This window comes from Ancylobacter sp. FA202, assembly GCF_000380205.1.
Lineage (GTDB): Bacteria > Pseudomonadota > Alphaproteobacteria > Rhizobiales > Xanthobacteraceae > Ancylobacter.
Map to the genome: position 1 here is coordinate 2,846,642 of NZ_KB904818.1, position 20,902 is coordinate 2,867,543.

The following is a 20,902-nucleotide window of genomic DNA, read 5'->3' on the forward strand; positions in this document are numbered from 1 at the left end:
AGGGCACTCCCATGAAATTCACCCTCTCCTGGCTGCGCGAGCACCTTTCCGGCGATTATTCGCTCGACGACGTGACCGGTGCGCTCAACCGCATCGGGCTGGAAGTCGAAGGCGTCGAGGACAAGGCGGCCAAGCTGCGCGGCTTCACCATCGCCTATGTCGTCTCCGCCGTTCAGCATCCCAATGCCGACAAGCTGCGCGTGTGCATGGTCGACACCGGTGCCGGTGAGCCGGTGCAGGTGGTGTGCGGCGCGCCGAACGCCCGCACCGGCATGAAGAGCGTGTTCTCGCCGCCCGGCACCTATATCCCCGGCAAGGACATGACGCTTGGCATCGGCACGATTCGCGGCGTCGAGAGCCGGGGCATGCTGTGTTCGGCGGCCGAGCTGCAGCTCTCGGAAGACCATGACGGCATCATCGACCTGCCTGAGGACGCGCCCCTCGGCGCCACTTACGTCGACTGGATCGGCCTTGACGACCCGGTGATCGAAATCGCGGTGACGCCGAACCGTGCCGACGCGCTCGGCGTGCACGGCATCGCCCGCGATCTCGCCGCCGCCGGTCTCGGCACGCTGGTCGAGGACGAGATCGCGCCGGTGCCGGGCGTCTTCCCGTGCCCGGTTTCCGTCATCCTCGCGGAGGATGCGCCGTGCCCGGCCTTCGCGCTGCGGCTGGTGCGCGGGGTGAAGAACGGCCCCTCGCCGGACTGGCTACAGGCCAAGCTGCGCGCCATCGGCCTGCGCCCGATCAACGCGCTGGTGGATATCACCAACCTTTTGACCTTCGACCAGAACCGCCCGCTGCATGTTTTCGATGCCGCCAAGGTGCAGGGCAACCTCGTCGTGCGCCGTGCCAAGGCGGGCGAGAGCCTGCTGGCGCTCGACGGCAAGACCTATGCGCTCGACGAGGCCATGTGCGTCATCGCCGACGACCGCGCGGTGGAATCACTCGCCGGCGTGATGGGCGGCGAGGAATCGGGCTGCGACGAGGCGACGGTCGACGTGCTGGTCGAATCCGCGCTGTGGGAGCCGATAAACATCGCCCAGACCGGCCGCAAGCTGGGGCTGAATTCCGACGCGCGCTTCCGCTTCGAGCGCGGCATCGACCCGGCCTTCACGCTGCCGGGGCTGGAGCTGGCGACAAAGCTGATCCTCGATTTGTGCGGTGGCGAGCCCTCCGAGGTGGTGCTGGCCGGCGCGATCCCGGACACCGCGCGGGTGATCGAGTTTCCGCTCGCTTTGACCGAGAAGCTGACCGGGCTGGTGGCCGAGGAGGCCGAACAGGTCGCGATCCTGCGCCGGCTCGGCTTCGCCGTTGAGGGCACCGAGGCCACCGTGCGTGTCACCCCGCCGAGCTGGCGCGGCGACATCGAGGGCAAGGCCGATCTGGTGGAGGAGGTGATCCGCATCGCCGGCCTCGACCGCGTGCCCTCCACGCCCTTCCCGCGCGACGAGACCGCCCGCAAGCCGGTGCTCACCACGCTGCAGCTGCGCACCCGCAAGGGCAAGCGAGCGCTGGCGGCGCGTGGGCTGGTGGAGGCCGTCACCTGGTCCTTCGTGCCGAAGGCGCAGGCGGAAGCGTTCGGCGGCGGCCAGCCGCAGCTGGCGCTCGCCAACCCGATCGCCGCCGATCTCTCCGACATGCGCCCGAGCCTGCTGCCCGGGCTGGTGCGCTCCGCGCAGGCCAATGCCGATCGCGGCTTCGGCGACGTGGCGCTGTTCGAGCTGGGCCAAGTGTTCAAGGGCGACCGGCCTCAGGACCAGTTCATCGCCGCCACCGGCATCCGCCGGGCGAGCGCGAAGCCGACCGGCGCGGGGCGGCACTGGACCGGCAAGGCGGGTGCGGTCGATGCGTTCGACGCCAAGGCGGATGCGCTGGCGCTGCTCGCTGCCTGCGGCGCGCCGGTGGCCAACCTGCAGATCTCGACCGATGCGCCGGCCTGGTTCCACCCCGGCCGCTCCGGCACGTTCCGGCTCGGCCCCAACGTGATCGGCCATTTCGGCGAGCTGCACCCGTCCGTGCTGGAGGCGCTCGACGCTGCGGGGCCGCTGGTCGGCTTCGAGATCCTGCTCGACCGCATTCCCGAGCCCAAGGCCAAGGCGACGCGGGTGAAGCCGCTGCTGGAACTCATCCCCTTCCAGCCGGTGGAGCGCGACTTCGCCTTCGTGGTCGCGCGGGGTGTCGGCGCCGGTGATCTCGTCAAGGCGGCTTCCGGCGTCGACCGCAAGCTGATCACCAGCGTGAACGTGTTCGACCTCTATGAAGGACCTGGAGTCGAGGCCGACAAGAAGTCGGTGGCGCTCTCGGTAACGCTGCAGCCGCGCGAGAAGACGCTGACCGATGCCGAGATCGACGCGGTGGCGGCCAGGATCGTCGCCGAAGTAACGAAGAAGACCGGCGCCACGCTGCGCGGGTGAGGCTGGGCGTCAGCACGGGGTGACGCGATGCGTCATCCCGGGCTTGTCCCGGGGATCCACGCCTTGCTTCGATACAGAAGAGCCAATCGTGGATGGCCGGGCAAGGCCCGGCCATGACGGCGGTTCATGCGGCAACGATGGTTGGAGCGCTCCTCACGCCGGCCCGTCGCCGAACAGGCGCAGCGCCCTTGTGGCGGCGGCCTCGCCGGAAGCGAAGGCGCCGCCCAGCGTGCCCCAGCCGCTGACCGGCACATAGTCGCCGGCAAGGAAAATCCGGTTCTGCACCGTGTCGGCAAAGACGCGCCGCTGCGCCCCCTGGCCCGGCAGCGCGGCACTGAGCGCGCCCCGGATCAGCGGGTCCTGCCCCCATTTCGAGGCCACAACCTCGGAAATCGCGACCTCCGCCGTGGGGAAATTCGCCCGCAGCCAGTCGCGCGCCAGCGGCAGTGCCGCCGCCGCGCCCTTTTCGGCAATGGTGCGGGCGGGGGCGTCGCCAAAGGTGAGCACGTGCAGGTCGCTGCCATTGATCCGGCCGCGCAGCAGGGCGGGTGGGGCGGTGCCGGCCTTCGTCAGCACGGCCTCATTGGGCTGGAGCGCCAGCGGATTGCCGGGCAGCAGGAACGCCACCTGCTCCAGATGTCCGGCCGGAATCGCCCGCAGCGCCGCCACCAGCCGCGGCGGCAGCCCCGGATTGAAGCGGATCGCCCCGGCCGCCAGCACCGGCGCCGGCACGGCGAGCACGATGGCGCGGGCGCGGATCGGCGTGCGCTGCCCGCGCACCGAGACCGTGTGGAAGCGGCCGGCATTGGTGACGAGCGTCACCGGCGCGTCCTTCTGCACATTGAGCCAGGCGCCGAGCCCCTCCATCAGCGTGCCTATCCCGGCCGGGCTGGTGGTGTCGTCCGGCAGGGCATCGCGGCGGGCCAGATCGAGCGCCGAGAGGGTGGAGAGCGCGCGCCCGCAGCCCAGCGGGCCGAGGAACTGCGCCACCGTGGCGGCCCAAGGGGTCGTGGTCGCCGGGCCGGCGCCGGTGAGGGCGAGGCTGGCGGCGACATCCTTGCCGCCCTCGACCGCCGCCAGCAAGTCGCGCCGTGCCGTGCCGAGCGCGGCGGCGAAGGCGTCATAAGCGCTCTCGCGCACCTCGCGACCATTGGCGAACAGACGGCGCCCGGAGGGCAGGGCGATCAACTCCAGCCCCGCGCCCTGCGCGCTGCTGGCGAGCGTGCCCTCGCTGCGGGCGAAACCACCCGCGCCGAGATCGACCCTCGCGCCGAAGGCGTCCTCGGTGCGGGCGCGGCCGCCGAGCTTCGATGAGGCCTCCAGCAGCACATAGGAGCGCTTGGCTCCGGCGATCTGTCGTGCAGCCGCGATGCCAGCGGCACCGCCGCCAATGATGACGACGTCGACATCGCTCGCGCCGGTCTGGGCGAGGGCCGGCGCGGGCAGCAGCGCGGCGGAAGCGGCGGCGAGGAAATGGCGGCGGTTCAGCGTGCCGGGAAGGCGCGGTCGGGTCATGCGGCAAGCACTCAAGCGGTGAGGCGCACAGGCTAGCACGCCCGGCGCGAGGGGCGAAGACGGGTCGCCGCGAGCGCTGGCCTGAACGTGGAGATGCCGGCTAAGCGGTTGGCATGAATCATGTTTTGTTCAGGGGAGAACGAATCGGGACTCACCGGCCGGTTCAGAAAGGCAAGGACGTTGATTGCCCGCGCCTGCGGCCTGCCTTGCGTCATTGCCTTGAGAGATGGGGGCGGGCGCCCTACTTACGTGCGGTTGTCAGGGGGGAATTTTCATGTTGCGGGACGCGATCACGGCTTTCGCCCAGACCTTTTCGCCGGCCTATCGCCGGGTGCTGCTGCGCTCCATCGGCCTCGCCATCGGGCTGCTGATCGCGCTGGGCATTGGCGCGCATTACGCGCTGACCTATTTCGTCACGCTGGATCTGCGCTGGGCGGAGATCACCGTCGATATTCTCGCCGCCTTCGGCATCTTCCTCGGCGCGATCTTCCTGGTGCCGCCGGTGACGTCACTGGTCGCCGGGCTTTTTCTCGACGATGTCGCCGCGCAGGTGGAGCGGACCGATTTCCCCCTGGAGCCGGAAGGCCAGGCGCTGCCGATCGGCCGTTCGCTGGTGCTCACCTTCAAGTTCTTTCTGGTGATGCTGGGGGTGAACCTCGTCGCGCTGCTGCTGCTACTGGTGCCGGGGGTGAATCTCGTCGTGTTCTATGTCGCCAATGGCTATCTGCTCGGGCGGGAATATTTCCAGCTCGCGGCCATGCGCTACCGCAGCGAGGATGAGGTGGCCCTGATGCGTCGGCACCATGGCGTGGCGGTCTTTCTCGGCGGGCTGGTCATTGCGGTCGTGGTGTCGGTGCCGATCCTCAACCTCATCACCCCGGTCTTCGCCACCATTTTCATGGTGCGGATGCACAAGCGGTTGTCGCGGGCGGGGTGAGGCTCAGGCCGGGGTCTTTTCCGGCCAGCGGCACAGATCGGCGATCAGGCAGCGCGGGCAGTCGGGCTTCAGCGCCTTACACACATAACGGCCGTGCAGGATCAGCCAGTGATGGGCGTGCAGCAGGAAGCGCTCGGGAATCGTCCGCTCCAGCCCTAGCTCCACCTCCAGTGGCGTCTTTCCGGGCGCCAGCCCGGTGCGATTGGCGATGCGGAACAGATGGGTGTCGACGGCGATGGTCGGCAGGCCGAAAGCGATGTTGAGCACGACATTGGCGGTCTTTCGGCCGACGCCGGGCAGGGTCTCCAGCGCCGCGCGGTCGGCCGGCACCTGCCCGCCATGCTCCGCGATGAGGCGGCGCGAGAGCTCCACCACATTCTTCGCCTTGCCGCGATAAAGGCCGAGGGTGCGGATGTGCTGCGCCACCCCCTCCTCGCCCAGCGCGACCATCGCCTGCGGGGTCGGGGCGGCCTTGAACAGGCCGCGCGTCGCCTTGTTGACGCCGACATCGGTCGCCTGCGCCGAGAGCACCACCGCGACCAGCAGGGTGAACGGGTCGGTATAGTCGAGCTCGCCCTCCGGATGCGGGTTGGCGGCCTCGAAGCGGGAGAAGGCGGTGGTGATTTCTTCAGCGCTCCACGGACGGAAGGCCCCGCCAATGGCAGCAGCGGCTGCATTCGCCACCGCGCGCCGGCGGGCGGGGCGGGTGGCGGCCTGCTCTTCCAGCACCGCTGCGGCCGCAAGGGCTCTAGATGTCCCAGCTTTGGGCTTGGTCGCCTTGGCCGATCTTATCGGACCCTTGGGCGCGCGCGCGGGGCTGGCGCCGGGCGGGCGGGCCTCGGCCGCGGGCCTCACGCGGGGGCGCGCGTTACGACGCACCGAATCCTTATCCTCATCCGCCATTTTCGACCTATACTGCCGCCCCATGAGCGCGGCCAGTACCCTCCCTCCGGAAGATGCCTTCGCCCCCGCCGAGCCGGAACTGTTTTCGGCCCGCTACCAGCCCCATCGCTCGCTCGGGCCGCGCGGCTTCCTGGTGGTGATGTGCATCGTCGCCGGCATCAGTTTTGTGTGCGGCCTCGCCTTCCTGATGATGGGGGCGTGGCCGGTGTTCGGCCTGTTCGGGCTCGACGTTCTCGCCATCTGGTGGGGCTTCCGGCTCAATTACCGTGCCGCTCGCGCCTGCGAGGAAATCACCGTGACGCCGAGCGTCATCCGGCTGCGCCATGTCGCGGCGGATGGCACCGAGTACCGGGAAGAGCTGAACCCGCTCTGGACACGGCTGACCTGCGACGAGATCGAGGATTTTGGCGTGCAGCGGCTGGCGCTGGAGATGCGCGGTCGGCCCTATGTGATCGGCAGCTTCCTGCACACGGCGCAGCGCGAGGAACTGGCGGAAAATCTCGCCCGGGCGCTGGCCGAGGCCAAGCGCGGCGTGGTGCGATCCGTCGTCTGAAGGTTCCGTCGAAATCGGGTGGCCCGGGGCTGGCGGGCGTGGTCGGATGCAGCCAGCTTGAGGAGAACGCCCGTGCTCGCGCCCAATCTCGACGCCGCCCTTCCGCTGGAAATCGCCGCTGCCGATTATGAGATCGTGCGCCGCGCGGTGGAATATGTGAATCTGCGCTTCCGCGACCAGCCTGAAGTGGAGGAGATCGCCCGCGCCTCGGGCGTCCACCCCCGCGCGCTGACCGAGCTGTTCCGCCGCTGGTGCGGCCTCACCCCGAAGGATTTTCTGCAGGCGGTGACGATCGACGCCGCACGGCGGGTGCTGACCGAATCCGACAATGTGCTCGATGCCGCCTATGAGGTCGGCCTGTCCGGCCCGGGGCGGCTGCACGATCTGTTCGTGGTGCATGAATCCATGTCGCCGGGCGAATGGAAGACCGGCGGCGCCGGCCTCGTCGTGCGCTACGGCTTCCACGCCTCGCCCTTCGGCAGCGCCCTCGCCATGGCGACGCCGCGCGGCCTGTGCGGCCTCGCCTTCGCCGATGAGGGCGAGGAGGACGCGGCGCTGGCCGATATGCGCCGGCGCTGGCCCAATGCCACCTATATCGAGGACCCGGTGGCCACCGCGCCCTATGCGGCCCGCATCTTCGATCGCGGCAGCTGGAGCCCGCAGGACCCGCTGCGCATCGTCTTCATCGGCACGGATTTCGAGGTGAAGGTGTGGGAGACGCTGATGCGGATCCCGCTGGGCAAGGCCACCACCTATTCCAGCATCGCGCAATGCGTGGAGAAGCCGAAGGCGGCGCGCGCCATCGGCGCGGCGGTGGGCAAGAACCCGATGTCCTTCGTGGTGCCGTGCCACCGCGTGCTCGGCAAGAACGGCGATCTCACCGGCTATCACTGGGGCCTCACCCGCAAGCGCGCCATTCTCGGCTGGGAGGCGGGGCAGCTGTGCAAGGAATGGGGCGGGCTCTGAGCGCCCGCGCGGGCTCTCAGCGCTGCCCGGCGATGGCCGGATGGCGGGCTTCGGGCAGCGGAAACAGCGCGTCATAGGCCCAGTTGAACGCGAAGGCGTAGACGAGAAAGAACACGGTCAAAGCGAGGTCCATCAGAAACGCTTCGACCAGCCCGACGCCGAGATACCAGGCGACAAAGGGCACGAGCACGAAAACAAGGCCGAGCTCGAACAAAATGGCGTGCAGCACGCGCAGCCCCAGCGTCTTGCGCACCGAGCCGCGCAGGCGCGCCAGCGCATGGTCGAAGCCGAGATTGAACACATAGTTCCAGCTGGCGGCGATCAGCGCCGCGCCGGCACCTATCGCGCCCATGTCGAACATCGGCACCCCGAACACCCACGCCCCGAGCGGGGTGATGAGCGACAGGGCGATGATCTCGAAGCTGATGACGTGACGAATGCGATCGGCGGTCCCGCGCATGACGGTTTTCCCCTTCATGTCGGGCCGTCCCGCATGGATTCCCGAGAGGGGGAAGCCGTCTTCACGCATCTCATATGGGGCTGCTTCTGTCTCGGGCAAGCGGCCGGGCGCGGAAGCCCGGCCGGAAGACCGGCTCAACCGGCGAGGTCGACGACGCTCTCCACCGTCGAATCCGCCTTCAGCCGATAGATGACAGGCGCGCCGGTGGCGAGTTCGCGATGGGTGATGGTCTCGGGCGTGTGCTTCTCCAGCACCATGATCAGCGCCCGCAGCGAATTGCCATGGGCGGCGACCAGAACCCGGTTGCCCTGCAGCACCTTGGGCAGAATCTCGGTGACGTAATAGGGCAGGGTGCGCGCCACCGTGTCCTTCAGGCTCTCGCCGCCGGGCGGGGGCACGTCATAGGAACGGCGCCAGAGATGCACCTGCTCCTCGCCCCATTTGACCCGGGCATCGTCCTTGTTGAGGCCGGAGAGGTCGCCATAGTCGCGCTCGTTCAGCGCGAGGTCGCGGGTGATCGGCAGGTCGGTCTGGCCGAGCTCATGGAGCGCGAGGTCCAGCGTCTTCTGCGCCCGCGAGAGCTGCGAGGTGAAGGCGATGTCGAACTGGTAGCCCTCCGCCTTCAGCCGCGCGCCGGCCTTCTTGGCTTCCTCGACGCCGAGGGCGGTGAGGTCCGGGTCGCGCCAGCCGGTGAACAGGTTCTTGAGGTTCCACTCGCTCTGGCCGTGGCGCACGAGCACGAGAAGGCGTTCGGACATCGGGTCGTTCTCCGGGGGATCAGAAATCGGTGAGGCCGAGGACATCGGTCATGGAATAGAGGCCGGGCTTGCGCCCGCGCGCCCAGCGGGCGGCGGCCAGCGCCCCGCGGGCGAAGATGCCGCGATCCTCGGCCTTGTGGGCGAGTTCGATCCGCTCGCCGGCACCGGCGAAGATCACATTGTGCTCGCCCACCACCGTGCCGCCGCGCAAGGTGGCGAAGCCGATATCGCCCGGCTGGCGCGGGCCGGTGACGCCGTGGCGGGTGAACACGCCGTTCTCCTCCAGGCTCACCCCGCGCCCCTGCGCCGCCGCCTCGCCCAGAAGCAGCGCGGTGCCCGAAGGAGCGTCGATCTTGCGGTTGTGGTGCATCTCGACGATCTCGATGTCGAAATCCTCATCAAGCGTGCGCGCCACGCGCCGCACCAGCGCGGAGAGCAGGTTCACGCCCAGGCTCATATTGCCCGAGCGGACCAGGGCGGCATGGCGCGAAGCGGCGGCGATCCGCGCCTCGTCCTCGGCAGAGAAGCCTGTCGTGCCGATGACATGGACAATCCGCGCCTGCGCCGCGAAGGCGGCATAGGCGACGCTGGCGGCGGGAATGGTGAAGTCGATCACCCCGTCGGCGGCGGCGAACAGGGTCAACGGGTCGTCGGAGACCTTGAGGCCGAGCGGCGGCAGGCCGGCGAGCTCGCCGGCGTCGCGGCCGAGGAATTCGCTGCCGGGCTGGTCGACGGCGCCGACCAGCATGAGATCGGGCGCCTCGCTGATGGCGCGCACCAGCACCCGGCCCATGCGGCCCGAGGCCCCGACGACGACGAGCCGCATCTGCGTCATGAACGCCAACTCCCTGTTCCTGCACGCGGTATAGCGGCGTTCATCCGCCACGAAAAGTGCGCTATCGTCTTACATTCTTCGCCTCACGACACCGAGCGTCTTGACGCCTGCGCGGGGTCCCTGTACAGCTCGCGCAACTTTACGAAGGAGCGGCGCCGCAATGCGCAAGAATATTACCCTTATCGTAGGACGGCGCGTCGCCGCGGAGTTGGCCTAACGGCTTCTCCGCTCAACGGTGACGCGCGGAAATGGCCCCTGACGGGGCCTTTTGATTTTCTGGCCCTCCCTTCGACCCTTCCGCACACGACGCAAGAGACGACGAGCGTAAAAAGGAACAAGACCATGATGCGCGAGATGACCGGCGCCGAAATGGTGATGCAGGCCCTGATCGATCAGGGTGTCGAGCACATGTTCGGCTATCCCGGCGGCGCGGTGCTGCCGATCTATGACGCCATGTTCCACCAGAACCAGGTGAAGCACATTCTCGTGCGGCACGAGCAGGGCGCGGTTCACATGGCGGAGGGCTATGCCCGCTCCTCCGGCAAGGTGGGCGTGGTGCTCGTCACATCCGGCCCCGGCGCCACCAATGCCGTGACGGGCCTGACCGACGCGCTGCTCGATTCCATTCCGCTGGTCTGCATCACCGGCCAGGTCCCGACCCATCTCATTGGCTCGGACGCCTTCCAGGAATGCGACACGGTCGGCATCACCCGGCCCTGCACCAAGCACAACTACCTCGTCCGAGACATCAACGACCTCGCCCGCGTCATGCACGAGGCGTTCTATGTCGCGCAGAACGGCAGGCCGGGTCCGGTCGTCGTCGACATTCCGAAGGATGTGCAGTTCGCCAAGGGCATGTATGTCGGGCCGGAGAACATCCAGCACCGCACCTATCAGCCGCGCCTGAAGGGCGATCCGGAGAAGATCAAGACCGCCGTCGAGATGCTGGCCAAGGCCAAGCGGCCGATCCTCTACACCGGCGGCGGCGTGATCAATTCCGGCCCGGAGGCCAGCCGCGTGCTGCGCGAGTTCGCCCGCCTGTCCGGCTATCCGGTCACGTCCACGCTGATGGGGCTCGGCGCCTTCCCGGCCTCGGACAAGCAGTGGCTGGGCATGCTGGGCATGCACGGCACCTATGAGGCGAACATGGCGATGCATGATTGCGACGTCATGGTGTGCATCGGCGCGCGCTTCGACGACCGCATCACCGGCCGCCTCGACGCCTTCTCGCCGGATTCCAAGAAGATCCACATCGATATCGACCCGTCCTCGATCAACAAGAACGTCAAGGTCGACCTGCCGATCATTGGCGATGTGAAGCATGTGCTGGAGGATATCCTCACCGTCTGGCGCGGCATGAAGGCCGAGCCGGACCGGCGCGCGCTCGCCGGCTGGTGGGGGCAGATCGACAAGTGGCGCGCCCGCAAGTCGCTGGCGTTCCAGCCTTCCAGCAGCATCATCAAGCCGCAGCAGGCGATCAAGGCGCTGTACGACCAGGTGAAGGACAAGGACGTCTACATCACCACAGAGGTCGGCCAGCACCAGATGTGGGCGGCGCAGCACTTCCACTTCGAGGAGCCGAACCGCTGGATGACCTCCGGCGGCCTCGGCACCATGGGCTATGGCCTGCCGGCGGCGATCGGCGTGCAGGTGGCCCATCCCGAAAGCCTCGTCATCGACATCGCCGGCGAGGCCTCGATCCAGATGTGCCTGCAGGAAATGTCGACCGCGCTGCAGTTCGACCTGCCGGTGAAGATCTTCGTGCTCAACAATGAATATATGGGCATGGTGCGCCAGTGGCAGGATCTGCTGCATGGCGGGCGCTACTCGCATTCCTATTCGGAATCGCTGCCGGACTTCGTCAAGCTGGCCGAAGCCTATGGCGGCGTCGGCATCCGCTGCGCCAACCCGGCCGATCTCGACGGGGCGATCCACGAGATGATCAACGTCAACCGCCCGGTGCTGTTCGACTGCCTCGTCGACAAGACCGAGAACGTGCTGCCGATGATCCCCTCGGGCAAGCCGCACAACGAGATGATCATGCCCGATCATCCCGAGGCGCTGGACGAGGCCATCGACGAGGAAGGCAAGATGCTGGTGTGAGGCGGGTTTTCGCCGCCTTCGCTTCCTTCCCTCATCCCCGGGCTTGTCCCGGGGACCCAGTGTCCGGGTGAAGCCGAAATCTGGGTGGCCGGGTCAAGCCCGGCCATGAGGAATGATGGATCTTTCGCCTTTCAGCAGCCCCCGTTTCAGAGTGCCCCATGCCTCCCGTCATCGAGCCCGCCGAGCGCCACACCCTTTCCATGCTGGTCGACAATGAGCCGGGCGTTCTCGCCCGCATCGTCGGCCTGTTTTCCGGGCGCGGCTACAATATTGACAGCCTGACCGTCTCCGAGGTCAGCCACGCCTCGCACCTCTCGCGCATCACCGTCGTGACCACGGGCGCGCCGCCGATCATCGAGCAGATCAAGAGCCAGCTCGACCGGCTGGTGCCGGTGCATCGGGTGGTCGATCTCACCGTCGCCGGCAAATCGGTGGAGCGCGAGCTGGCGCTGATCAAGGTGCGCGGCAAGGGCGAGCTGCGCCAGGAAGCGCTGCTGATCGCCGACAGTTTTCGCGCCCGCACGGTGGACACCACGCTGGAGAGCTTCGTGTTCGAGATCACCGGCAAGCCGGAAAAGATCGACCAGTTCGTCTCGCTGCTGGAGCCGCTCGGCCTGGTCGAGGTCTCGCGTACCGGCGTCGCCGCCATTGGGCGTGGCGCCGAGGGTATGTAAAGGACAGGCGCGGCGCCCTCGCGTGCCGCGCCTTTCGTCAGCCGGCGAAGCCGCCGGCGTTGAGGAAAGCGTGTTCTTCCGGCGAGGTGTCGCGGCCGAGCACCGGATTGCGGTGCGGGAAGCGGCCGAAATCGCGGATGATGTCGTGATGGATGACGGCGTGGTGCACGCCCTCCGCGTCATCCGCCGCTTCGCACAGCGCGACGCAGCGCTGCTGGTCGGCCAATTCCTCCGAGTGCATGAACGGCACATAGAAGAAGCGCCGTTCCGGCAGCTCGAAGGCGCGGTCGAAGCCGCGCGCGATGGCGGCATCCGCCACCTCGCGCGCCTGCGCGTCGGTGGCGAACGCTTGCGGCGAGCCCCGGAACAGGTTGCGGGGGAACTGGTCGAGCAGCAGGATCAGCGCGTAGCAGCCCTCGGCCGTTTCCTCCCATCCCGTCAGGGTGCCGGCGGCGGCCGCCTCATAGGCGCCGAGGAAGCGGGCGCGGATGGCGGCATCGAAGGCGTCGTCCTTGGCGAACCAGCGCTCCGGGCCGGCCTCGCGCCAGAACGCGATGATGTTGTCGGCGGTGGGCAGGCTCATGTTCGGCAGGGGCATGGCGGGGGCTCCGTTTTCTGTCGACGGTCCCGGATAGGACGGCGCGAGGGCTAAAGTCGAGCCCCAAGCCTGTGCTGCGTTGCACACGAACTCTTGGCCTGTGCGATCAAGCCATGTGAAGATGCCGCTTTCGCGGGGTGCGTCGCGGTGCCTCGCACCGCCGCCACGCGAGGCGACGGAGGCGTGGGAAACGTGAGCGAGCGTGCAGGCGCGGTGCCGGCGGCGGCGGCAGGCAAGCCCTTGTGGCTGATAGCGGCCCCGTTCATCTTCCTCCTGCTCTGGTCGGGCGGCTTCGCTGTCGGCAAGATCGGCATCCTCTCCACCGGGCCGTTCACCCTTTTGGCCATGCGCTATGGGCTGGTGCTGGTCGTGCTGCTGCCGCTGCTGGCCTGGTTCCGCCCGGCGCTGCCACGGACGGGGCGGGAATGGCTGAACCTCTTCATCGTCGGCTTCCTGATCCAGGTGCTGTATTTCGATTTGAGCTATTTCGCCTTCCGCTATGGCATCTCGGCGGGGGCGCTGGCGCTGATCGTCTCGATGCAGCCGATCGTGGTCGGCCTTGCCGCGCCGGTCTTTGCCGGCGAACGGGTCGGCCTGCTGCGCTGGGGTGGGTTGCTGCTCGGCCTTGCCGGGGCCGGGCTGGTGATCGTCTCGCGCGCCGCCATCGAGGTCACGTCCCCCGGCGTCATCCTGCTGGCGGTCGGGGCCTTGCTCGCCATGTCGACGGCCTCGCTCTACGAGAAGCGCCACGGCATCGCCCAGCACCCGCTGGTGACCAACTGCGTGCAATATGCCGTCGGCTTCGTGTTCACGCTGCCGCTGGCGCTCCTGCTCGATGACGGCCATGTCGACTGGTCGGTCCCCTTCGTGGCGGCGCTGGCCTATCTGGTGATCGGCAATTCGCTGATCGCCATCTCGCTCTATCTCGCCATGATCCGCGCCGGCGAGGTGGCGAAGGTCTCGGCGCTGTTCTTCCTGGTGCCGCCCTGTTCGGCGCTGATCGCGTTCTTTCTGCTCGGCGAAGAAATGCCGCCGCTTGCCTGGGCCGGCATGGCGCTGGCCGCCTCCGGCGTCGCGCTGGCCTCGGCGCAGCCCTTGACATGGCGGGCCCGCCTCGCCGCCTTTCGCCGCCGCTGACGGCTCAGGCACCTGAACACTTGCGGAGCGCCATCGGCTGCGGTAGGAGAACCGTAACGTACGGTACGGACCTTTTCCGCCCATGGCTTCGCCCCCAGACACGCAGGACGAGACGTTCACGGACCGCCAGCAGGCGGTCCTCGACGCCGTGCTCGCGCTGATGGTGGAGCAGGGCGGCGAGCTGACCATGAATGCGGTGGCGCGCCGCGCCTCCTGCTCCAAGGAAAGCCTGTACAAATGGTTCGGCGATCGCGAGGGGCTTCTTACCGCGACCGTGCGCTGGCAGGCCTCAAAGGTCCGCACCGGCAATTATGACCGCACGAAGCTCGACGCCCTCGCTCTGCGCGACAGCCTCATCCGCTTCGCCGCCAATTGGCTGGGGGTAATCTCCAGCCCGACCTCGATCGCGCTGAACCGCTTCGCCATCGCCCAGGCGGGCGGGGGCGCGCCGGGGGGCGGCCTGGGCGCCATCATGCTGGCCAATGGCCGCTTCGCCATCGGCGCCCGGCTGAAGCCGGTGCTCGATGCCGGCCGCGACGCCGGGCTGATCGCGTTCGACGACACCGAGACCGCCTTTCGCAGCTTTATCGGCCTGGTCGGCCGCGACGTGCAGATCCGGCTGCTGCTCGGCGACACGCTCCGCCTGACGCCAGCCGAGATCGAGGCCGACGCCGCCCGCGCCACCGACCAGTTCCTCACCCTTTACGGCACGGCCAACCCCGTGCCGGGCCTGCCAAAAACCAACGCATGACATAGGAGACACCCATGCGCGTTTATTACGACCGCGACGCCGACGTGAACCTGATCAAGGGCAAGAAGGTCGCCATCATCGGCTATGGCTCGCAGGGCCGCGCCCATGCGCTGAACCTCAAGGAATCCGGCGTCAAGGACATCGCCATCGGCCTGAAGCCCGGCTCGGCGACCGCCAAGAAGGTCGAGGCCGACGGCCTCAAGGTGATGACCGTCGCCGAGGTCGCCAAGTGGGCCGACCTGATGATGATGGCCACCCCGGACGAGCTGCAGGCCGACATCTACCGCGACGAGATTGCCCCCAACATCCGTGACGGCGCCGCCATCGCCTTCGCCCACGGCCTCAACGTGCATTTCGGCCTGATCGAGCCCAAGGCCTCGGTCGACGTGGTGATGATCGCCCCCAAGGGCCCCGGCCACACCGTGCGCGGCGAATACCAGAAGGGTGGCGGCGTGCCCTGCCTCGTGGCCGTGCACCAGGACGCCTCGGGCAACGCGCTCGACCTCGGCCTCAGCTACGCCTGCGGCGTCGGCGGCGGCCGTTCGGGCATCATCGAGACCACCTTCAAGGAAGAGTGCGAGACCGACCTGTTCGGCGAGCAGGTGGTGCTCTGCGGCGGCCTCGTGGAGCTGATCCGCGCCGGCTTCGAGACGCTGGTGGAAGCCGGCTACGCCCCCGAAATGGCCTATTTCGAGTGCCTGCACGAGGTGAAGCTGATCGTCGACCTCATCTATGAGGGCGGCATCGCCAACATGAACTACTCGATCTCCAACACCGCCGAGTGGGGCGAATACGTCTCCGGCCCGCGCATCATCACCGCCGAGACCAAGGCCGAGATGAAGCGCGTGCTCACCGACATTCAGACCGGCAAGTTCACCTCCGACTGGATGCAGGAATACCGCGCCGGCGCCTCGCGCTTCAAGGGCATCCGCCGCATCAACGACAGCCACCAGATCGAGGAAGTCGGCGCCAAGCTGCGCGGCATGATGCCCTGGATCGCCAAGAACCAGCTGGTCGACAAGTCGAAGAACTGAGGTCTTTCGCCTTCGGGAATAACGACATGGCCGGGCTCTGCCCGGCCATGTGCGTTTGGAGGAGCAGAACATCTTTGGACTGCCCACAGGTCCCGGGCTGTGAACCATGGGGATAACGGGTAGGCCGCTGATGGTGCGCGCTTTTTCCAGCGGACTCAGCTTAACATCGTTCCGACATCTCAGTGCGGGGCGTCTATGGGCGAGACGGACGATTTCGATTGGGACGACGACAAGGACGCGGCGAACCGTGCCAAGCACGGTTTGCCGCTACCGCTGGCCGCCCGCCTTTTCGATGGACGAGCGCGGCTTGACCGACCCTCGCGCGGCGAGCCGCGGTTCGAGACCATCGCCGCCTATGGCGAGGATGTGCTACTGTGCGCGTGGACATGGCGAAACCGGCGTCGGCGCGCCATATCCTTCCGATACGCGAACGAGGTGGAGCGCCGTGCCTACCAGGAAGCAATTGGAAGAAGCTGATCGGTTGGCCAAGACGGTCGACTGGTCGCCGTTCGATGCCATGTCGGACGATGAAATCCGCGCGCATTGGGCGTGGGACAAGGACATGACCTGGCCCACCGAGGCCGAGCTTGCGGAATTCGATCTGGTGCTTCCCGCCAAGGCACGGCGGGAGAGGGCGGAGGCGCTGGCCGAGCCGGCAGGCGGCGACAAGCCACCGAAAGAAGCCGCCGAATAGGCGTGGAGGCGTTGCATTGAAAAGCAAAGGGCGGCCCTGTGGCCGCCCTTGTTTTTTGGCGCCGCCCCCCGGCTCAGGCCGCCGCCTTCAGCCCCGGCTCATTGGCCTTCTGGCCCTTGTGGTAGACCACATAGACATAGACCGGGATGTCGATCTCGCTCAGATGTCGCTCGATCAGCGGCTTCACCTCATCCCAGTCCAGCCCGCCGACGCCGGTGGCGAGGCGCGGCAGAGCGAGGCTGGCAATGCCTTCCGCCTGGACATGGCGGGCCAGCGCCTTCAGCGCGTGGCCGACATTCTCGGTCGTCGCCCGGCCGGGCCGGCCGAGCGCGTTTTCCGCCGGCTCCTGCGTCAGCAAATTGAGGATGCGCGCCGCGCCGCCCTCCTCGTCCACGCCGCCCCACGCCCAGAGCCCACCGGCCTTGGGGTTGTCGATGCGGCAATAATGGCGGAAATCCTTGGCCAGCGAGGGGAATCGCTCGCGCAGCGTCAAAGCGAGGCCGGTGTCGAAATGATCGTTCGGCGCCACGCCATGGGCGATCGCGGCGGCGCCGCTCAGCAGGATGTCGCCTTCCACTTCGTGGATCTTGGCCATTGGGATGCCCTTCCTCGGCTGATTTGGTTGCGCCTGTGTCGGGGAAGGCGCGCCCAGTGTCGTTGAGGAAACGCAAGCCGGCGTGCTGTGTGCGGGCTTCAGTAGCCCAGCGCCTTCACCACTGCGGCGCCGGGACCCAGCATCACCAGCGCCCACAGCATGGCGGAGGTGATGTTCACCATCTGGAACTGCAACGGCGGCATGGCGAACATGCCGGCGATCAGCGGCACCATGGAACGCAGCGGGCCGGAAAAGCGGCCAAGGAACACGCCCCAGACGCCGTAGCGCAGGAAGAAACGCTCGCCGCGCGCCAGTCCCTCGGCGAAGCGGTTGAGCGGCCAGCGCTGGCGCGCGCTGCCCTTCAGGCGGAAGCCGATCCAATAGGACACGCTGTCCCCCAGCACAGCGCCCGCCGCCGTCGCCGCCCAGATCGGCAGCAGCGGCACCCCGCCGGCGGCGATCACAGGCGAAAGGCCGAGCAGCACGAAAGTGCCGGGAACGAACAGTGAGACGATGACCAGGGATTCGCAGAAGGCGAGCAGGAAGGCGACATAGGGCGCGTAATGGGCGTGCGCCTCGACGAAGGCGAGCACGTCGCGGGCATAGGCGTGGAAATCCGCCACGCTAGAGCCGGTCGCGCAGCGCGAAATAGCTCATGCCGGCCACCAGCAACGGCCAGCGCATCAGCGGTCCGCCGGGGAAAGCCGGCACCGGCAGGCGCGCCAGCAGGTCGAACTCGCCGAGCTGGCCCTGCACCGCCTGCGCCAGCAGCTTGCCGAAATAGGGCGCCAGCATCACCCCCTGGCCGGAATAGCCGGCGGCGGTGAGCACGCGCGGCGAGAGTTTCCGCACGAAGGGCAGGCGGGTCATGGTGATGCCGAGAACGCCGCCCCAGCCATAATCGATGCTCACATCGCCGAGTTGCGGGAAGATCTTCAGCATATAGGGCCGCACGAACTCGCCCGGGTTCGGCCGCAGCCCGCGCTTGTAGCTCTCGCCGCCGCCGAACAGCAGGCGGCCATCGCCGGAGAGGCGGTAATAATTGACGACGAAGCGGCTGTCGGCCACCGCCGCGCCATTGGAGATGATCTCCCGCGCCCGCTCCCCCAGCGGGGCGGTGGCGGCGATGTAGTTGCAGATCGGCATGACATGGGTGTCGACACGCCGGTCGAGCCCGTCCTGCAGCCCGTCGCCGCATTCCAGCACCCAATCCGCCTCCACCGAGCCGGCGGCGGTGACGACGCGCACCTTGCCGCCCTCCTCGATGCGCAATGCGCGGGACTGCTCGTAAAGCCGCGCCCCGGCCCGCCGTGCCGCCTCGGCAAGGCCAAGGGCGAGGTTGAGCGGGTGCAGATGGCCGCCGCCATGGTCGATCATGCCGCCGTAATAGGCGTCCGACCCGACCATTTCCCGCAACTCCTCGCGGGTCAGTGGCGCGGCGTGGGGGTAGTCATAGATCTCATTGAGCTTGCGGGCATAGGCGTGGCTGTGGGCGACATAGCCGGGCTTGTGGTCGGCTTCGATCAGCCCGGGGCGAAGGTCGCAGGCGATGGCGTGGCGTTTGATGAGATCGTGCAGCAGAGCCTTGGCGTCCTCGGCCAGGCGCCAGAGCGCCTTGGCGTCGTCGAGCCCGACCCGCGATTCCAGCCAGTCCTGGTCGCGGCGCTGGCCGCTGTGGATCTGCCCGCCATTGCGGCCCGAAGCGCCCGAGCCGACGCGCCCGGCTTCCAGCAGCACCACGTCGAGCCCGGCCTCGGCCATGTGCAGCGCGGCGGAGAGCCCGGTATAGCCGCCGCCGATGACGCAGACATCGGCCCGCGCCCCGCCCTGCAGCGGGGGCAGCGGCGAGGACCGGTTCGCGGTGGCAGCGTACCAGCTTTTGGGGTGATCGATCTGGGAGGCCATGTTCACTCGATTCCTGCCGTCAGCGCCGCGCGAACAGCCGCTCGATATCGGCGAGCGCCAGGGTGACGAAGGTCGGCCGGCCATGATTGCACTGGGCGGCGTTCGGAGTCTCCTCCATCTCGCGCAGCAGAGCGTTCATCTCCTCCACCCGCAGCCGGCGCCCGGCGCGAACCGAACCGTGGCAGGCCATGGTGGCGGCGATGCGGAGAAGCCGGCGCTCCAGCGGCAGCGCGTCGTCCCATTCCGCCGCGTGCTCGGCGAGCTCGCGCACCAGCGCGGGCACATCGGCATTGCCGAGCAGCGCCGGCACCTCGCGCACCAGCAGCGCCCCGGCACCGAAGGGTTCGATGACGAGGCCGAGCTTTTCCAGCGCCGGCGCCCGTTCCGCCAGCCGCGCCGCCTCGGAGGGGTCGAGCTCGACCACCAGCGGCACCAGCAGCATCTGCCGGGCGAGGCCGTCGCGCTCCATCGCCGCCTTCAGCCTTTCATAGACGATGCGCTCATGGGCGGCGTGCTGGTCGATCACGACCACGCCGTCGCGGGTCTGGGCGATGATGTAGGTCTCGTGCAACTGGGCGCGGGCGGCACCGAGCGGGCGCTCCAGCGCCTCCGCCGCGGCGGGGGCGGCATTGGCGCGGGCGTCGGCCGACGGTGCGAGACCGAGGCCGAGGCCACTGCCACCGCCACTGCCACCGCCGAAGCCGCGCCCGTCGCCGGCCGGCAAATCGAAATCGAAGCGTGACGGCGCTTCGTTCAGGCCAGCATGATCGGGCCGGGACCCGGCAAACCCTTCCGGCGCCGCCCAGGAGCGCGACCAGTCGTAATTGTCTGGCCGCGCCTCCGGCCGATAGTCGGTCGAAAAATCGCGTCGGGCGAACTGGGTCAAGCGGTCGGCGGCGGTGGAGGTGGTGCGCGGCGCGCCTGCGGTGAGCGCGTCGGTGAGGGTGCGGACGATCAGCGCCCTGATGTTGCCGGCGTCGCGAAAGCGCACCTCGGTTTTGGCGGGGTGGACATTCACATCCACCTCGCGCGGGTCGAGGTTGAGAAACAGCGCCGTCACCGGATGCCGGTCAGAGGGCAGAAGGTCGGCGTAAGCGGCGCGGATGGCGCCGATCAACACCTTGTCGCGCACCGGGCGGCCATTGACGAACAGATATTGCGACAGCGAATTGGCCTTGGAATAGGTCGGCAGGCCGGCAAGGCCCGACAGCCGTGCGCCCTCGCGCAGCCCTTCCACATCAAGCGCGTTGCCACCGGCCTCCTGTCCCAGCACATCGGCGATACGGGCGCGCTGCCCGGCCGCATCGCGCGCGCGGGCGGGCCAGGTGAGGGGCGGGCGATCATCGGTGACGAGGGTGAAGCCGACCTCGGGGCGGGCGAGCGCCAGGCGCTTCACCGCATCCACCGCCGCCGCCGTCTCAGCGCGTTCGGATTTGAGGAATTTCAGCCGCGCCGGGGTGGCGAAGAACAGGTCGCGCACCTCCACCCGCGTGCCGAAGCCGAGCGCCGCCGGGCGCACCGGGGATTTCACCCCGCCCTCGACGCGGATCTCGAACGCGCTCTCGGCCTCGCGCGGCCGGCTGGTGATGGAAAGGCGGGCGACCGACCCGATGGAGGGCAGCGCCTCGCCGCGAAAGCCCAGCGTATGGATGGCGAGCAGGTCCTCGCCGTCGAGCTTGGAGGTGGCGTGGCGCTCCACCGCCAGCGCCAGCTCCTCGGCATTCATGCCGCTTCCATCATCGGTGACGCGCATCAGCCGCCGGCCGCCGCCATCGATGACGATCTCGACCCGGCTGGCGCCGGCATCGAGCGCGTTCTCGACAATCTCCTTCAGCGCCGCTGCCGGGCGCTCGACCACCTCGCCCGCCGCGATGCGGTCGACCAGGGTGGAAGGCAGAAGGCGCAGCGGCATGGCGGGCTCGTCTCGGCGGCGATTCGGGGCAGGGTAGCGCCGGACTATAGCAGGGGCACGCGGGCGACGCCCGATGGTGCGTGCCGTTACCCCTCACGCCCAGGCTAGACCCGGGCACCCAGGGTTCTGCGTCATGGCTGGATCCCCGGGTCTAG

At 68.4% G+C, this 20,902-nt stretch carries 21 protein-coding genes; 11 read left to right on the forward strand and 10 right to left on the reverse strand.

Annotated elements, in window-relative coordinates:
- The first annotated feature begins 11 nt into the window (after positions 1-11).
- Positions 12-2,417: a phenylalanine--tRNA ligase subunit beta gene (gene pheT / locus A3M1_RS0112925; RefSeq protein WP_018389394.1), complete on the forward strand. Its 2,406-nt coding sequence runs from the start codon at positions 12-14 to the stop codon at positions 2,415-2,417.
- Positions 2,418-2,570: 153 nt separating this feature from the next.
- On the opposite strand, the gene A3M1_RS0112930 is transcribed toward pheT, so the two are convergent.
- Positions 2,571-3,932, reverse strand: coding sequence for an FAD-dependent oxidoreductase (locus A3M1_RS0112930; protein ID WP_018389395.1), 1,362 nt, complete (start codon positions 3,930-3,932; stop codon positions 2,571-2,573).
- 274 nt (positions 3,933-4,206) lie between these two features.
- Between A3M1_RS0112930 and A3M1_RS0112935 the strand changes: the two genes are divergently transcribed.
- On the forward strand, positions 4,207-4,869 hold the full coding sequence (locus tag A3M1_RS0112935; protein WP_018389396.1) for a sulfate transporter family protein: 663 nt from the start codon (positions 4,207-4,209) through the stop codon (positions 4,867-4,869).
- A 3-nt stretch (positions 4,870-4,872) separates the two neighbouring features.
- On the opposite strand, the gene nth is transcribed toward A3M1_RS0112935, so the two are convergent.
- The gene (gene nth, locus A3M1_RS0112940; RefSeq protein ID WP_018389397.1) at positions 4,873-5,598 is read right to left on the reverse strand and encodes an endonuclease III; all 726 of its coding nucleotides are present in this window, start codon (positions 5,596-5,598) and stop codon (positions 4,873-4,875) included.
- Positions 5,599-5,794: 196 nt separating this feature from the next.
- Here nth and A3M1_RS0112945 point away from each other — a divergent pair, with 196 nt between their 5' ends.
- Together A3M1_RS0112945 and A3M1_RS0112950 are read left to right on the forward strand one after the other, a co-directional pair.
- The gene (locus tag A3M1_RS0112945) at positions 5,795-6,325 is read left to right on the forward strand and encodes a DUF2244 domain-containing protein (RefSeq protein ID WP_018389398.1); all 531 of its coding nucleotides are present in this window, start codon (positions 5,795-5,797) and stop codon (positions 6,323-6,325) included.
- 72 nt (positions 6,326-6,397) lie between these two features.
- Positions 6,398-7,291, forward strand: coding sequence for a bifunctional helix-turn-helix domain-containing protein/methylated-DNA--[protein]-cysteine S-methyltransferase (locus tag A3M1_RS0112950; protein WP_018389399.1), 894 nt, complete (start codon positions 6,398-6,400; stop codon positions 7,289-7,291).
- A 16-nt stretch (positions 7,292-7,307) separates the two neighbouring features.
- On the opposite strand, the gene A3M1_RS0112955 is transcribed toward A3M1_RS0112950, so the two are convergent.
- The 3 genes from A3M1_RS0112955 to dapB form a co-directional block, all read right to left on the reverse strand.
- Positions 7,308-7,751: a PACE efflux transporter gene (locus tag A3M1_RS0112955; protein ID WP_018389400.1), complete on the reverse strand. Its 444-nt coding sequence runs from the start codon at positions 7,749-7,751 to the stop codon at positions 7,308-7,310.
- Positions 7,752-7,885: 134 nt separating this feature from the next.
- Entirely contained in the window at positions 7,886-8,509 is a 624-nt protein-coding gene (locus A3M1_RS0112960) for a 2,3-bisphosphoglycerate-dependent phosphoglycerate mutase (RefSeq protein ID WP_018389401.1), read from the reverse strand.
- Positions 8,510-8,528: 19 nt separating this feature from the next.
- A complete protein-coding gene (dapB, locus tag A3M1_RS0112965) occupies positions 8,529-9,335 on the reverse strand; it encodes a 4-hydroxy-tetrahydrodipicolinate reductase (RefSeq protein WP_026221301.1) in 807 nt (268 codons plus the stop codon).
- 351 nt (positions 9,336-9,686) lie between these two features.
- Here dapB and A3M1_RS0112970 point away from each other — a divergent pair, with 351 nt between their 5' ends.
- Positions 9,687-11,447 (forward strand): acetolactate synthase 3 large subunit, encoded by a 1,761-nt coding sequence (locus A3M1_RS0112970; RefSeq protein WP_018389403.1) that lies wholly within the window; start codon positions 9,687-9,689, stop codon positions 11,445-11,447.
- A gap of 158 nt (positions 11,448-11,605) precedes the next feature.
- Positions 11,606-12,121, forward strand: coding sequence for an acetolactate synthase small subunit (ilvN, locus tag A3M1_RS0112975; protein WP_018389404.1), 516 nt, complete (start codon positions 11,606-11,608; stop codon positions 12,119-12,121).
- A 37-nt stretch (positions 12,122-12,158) separates the two neighbouring features.
- Here ilvN and A3M1_RS0112980 read toward each other — a convergent pair whose 3' ends face one another.
- Positions 12,159-12,719: a DUF924 family protein gene (locus A3M1_RS0112980; RefSeq protein ID WP_018389405.1), complete on the reverse strand. Its 561-nt coding sequence runs from the start codon at positions 12,717-12,719 to the stop codon at positions 12,159-12,161.
- 192 nt (positions 12,720-12,911) lie between these two features.
- Here A3M1_RS0112980 and A3M1_RS0112985 point away from each other — a divergent pair, with 192 nt between their 5' ends.
- The 5 genes from A3M1_RS0112985 (at position 12,912) to A3M1_RS0113005 (ending at position 16,335) form a co-directional block, all read left to right on the forward strand.
- Positions 12,912-13,856, forward strand: coding sequence for a DMT family transporter (locus tag A3M1_RS0112985; RefSeq protein ID WP_018964096.1), 945 nt, complete (start codon positions 12,912-12,914; stop codon positions 13,854-13,856).
- Positions 13,857-13,938: 82 nt separating this feature from the next.
- The gene (locus tag A3M1_RS0112990; RefSeq protein ID WP_018389407.1) at positions 13,939-14,607 is read left to right on the forward strand and encodes a TetR/AcrR family transcriptional regulator; all 669 of its coding nucleotides are present in this window, start codon (positions 13,939-13,941) and stop codon (positions 14,605-14,607) included.
- Positions 14,608-14,621: 14 nt separating this feature from the next.
- Positions 14,622-15,641 carry a ketol-acid reductoisomerase gene (ilvC, locus tag A3M1_RS0112995; protein WP_018389408.1) on the forward strand — a complete coding sequence of 340 codons (1,020 nt, stop codon included), beginning with the start codon at positions 14,622-14,624 and terminating at the stop codon, positions 15,639-15,641.
- A 195-nt stretch (positions 15,642-15,836) separates the two neighbouring features.
- Positions 15,837-16,118 carry a BrnT family toxin gene (locus tag A3M1_RS0113000; RefSeq protein WP_018389409.1) on the forward strand — a complete coding sequence of 94 codons (282 nt, stop codon included), beginning with the start codon at positions 15,837-15,839 and terminating at the stop codon, positions 16,116-16,118.
- Positions 16,119-16,122: 4 nt separating this feature from the next.
- Positions 16,123-16,335: a hypothetical protein gene (locus A3M1_RS0113005; RefSeq protein ID WP_018389410.1), complete on the forward strand. Its 213-nt coding sequence runs from the start codon at positions 16,123-16,125 to the stop codon at positions 16,333-16,335.
- A gap of 73 nt (positions 16,336-16,408) precedes the next feature.
- Here the strand turns inward: A3M1_RS0113005 and A3M1_RS0113010 are convergent, their stop codons facing one another.
- From A3M1_RS0113010 to mutL, 4 genes are all read right to left on the reverse strand, one after another.
- Positions 16,409-16,930 carry a macro domain-containing protein gene (locus A3M1_RS0113010; protein WP_018389411.1) on the reverse strand — a complete coding sequence of 174 codons (522 nt, stop codon included), beginning with the start codon at positions 16,928-16,930 and terminating at the stop codon, positions 16,409-16,411.
- 98 nt (positions 16,931-17,028) lie between these two features.
- Positions 17,029-17,553 (reverse strand): DedA family protein, encoded by a 525-nt coding sequence (locus A3M1_RS0113015; protein WP_018389412.1) that lies wholly within the window; start codon positions 17,551-17,553, stop codon positions 17,029-17,031.
- A gap of 1 nt (position 17,554) precedes the next feature.
- Positions 17,555-18,835, reverse strand: a complete 1,281-nt coding sequence (locus tag A3M1_RS0113020; RefSeq protein ID WP_018389413.1) for an FAD-binding oxidoreductase — start codon at positions 18,833-18,835, stop codon at positions 17,555-17,557.
- A gap of 19 nt (positions 18,836-18,854) precedes the next feature.
- Positions 18,855-20,747 (reverse strand): DNA mismatch repair endonuclease MutL, encoded by a 1,893-nt coding sequence (gene mutL / locus A3M1_RS0113025; protein ID WP_018389414.1) that lies wholly within the window; start codon positions 20,745-20,747, stop codon positions 18,855-18,857.
- Positions 20,748-20,902: the final 155 nt, after the last annotated feature.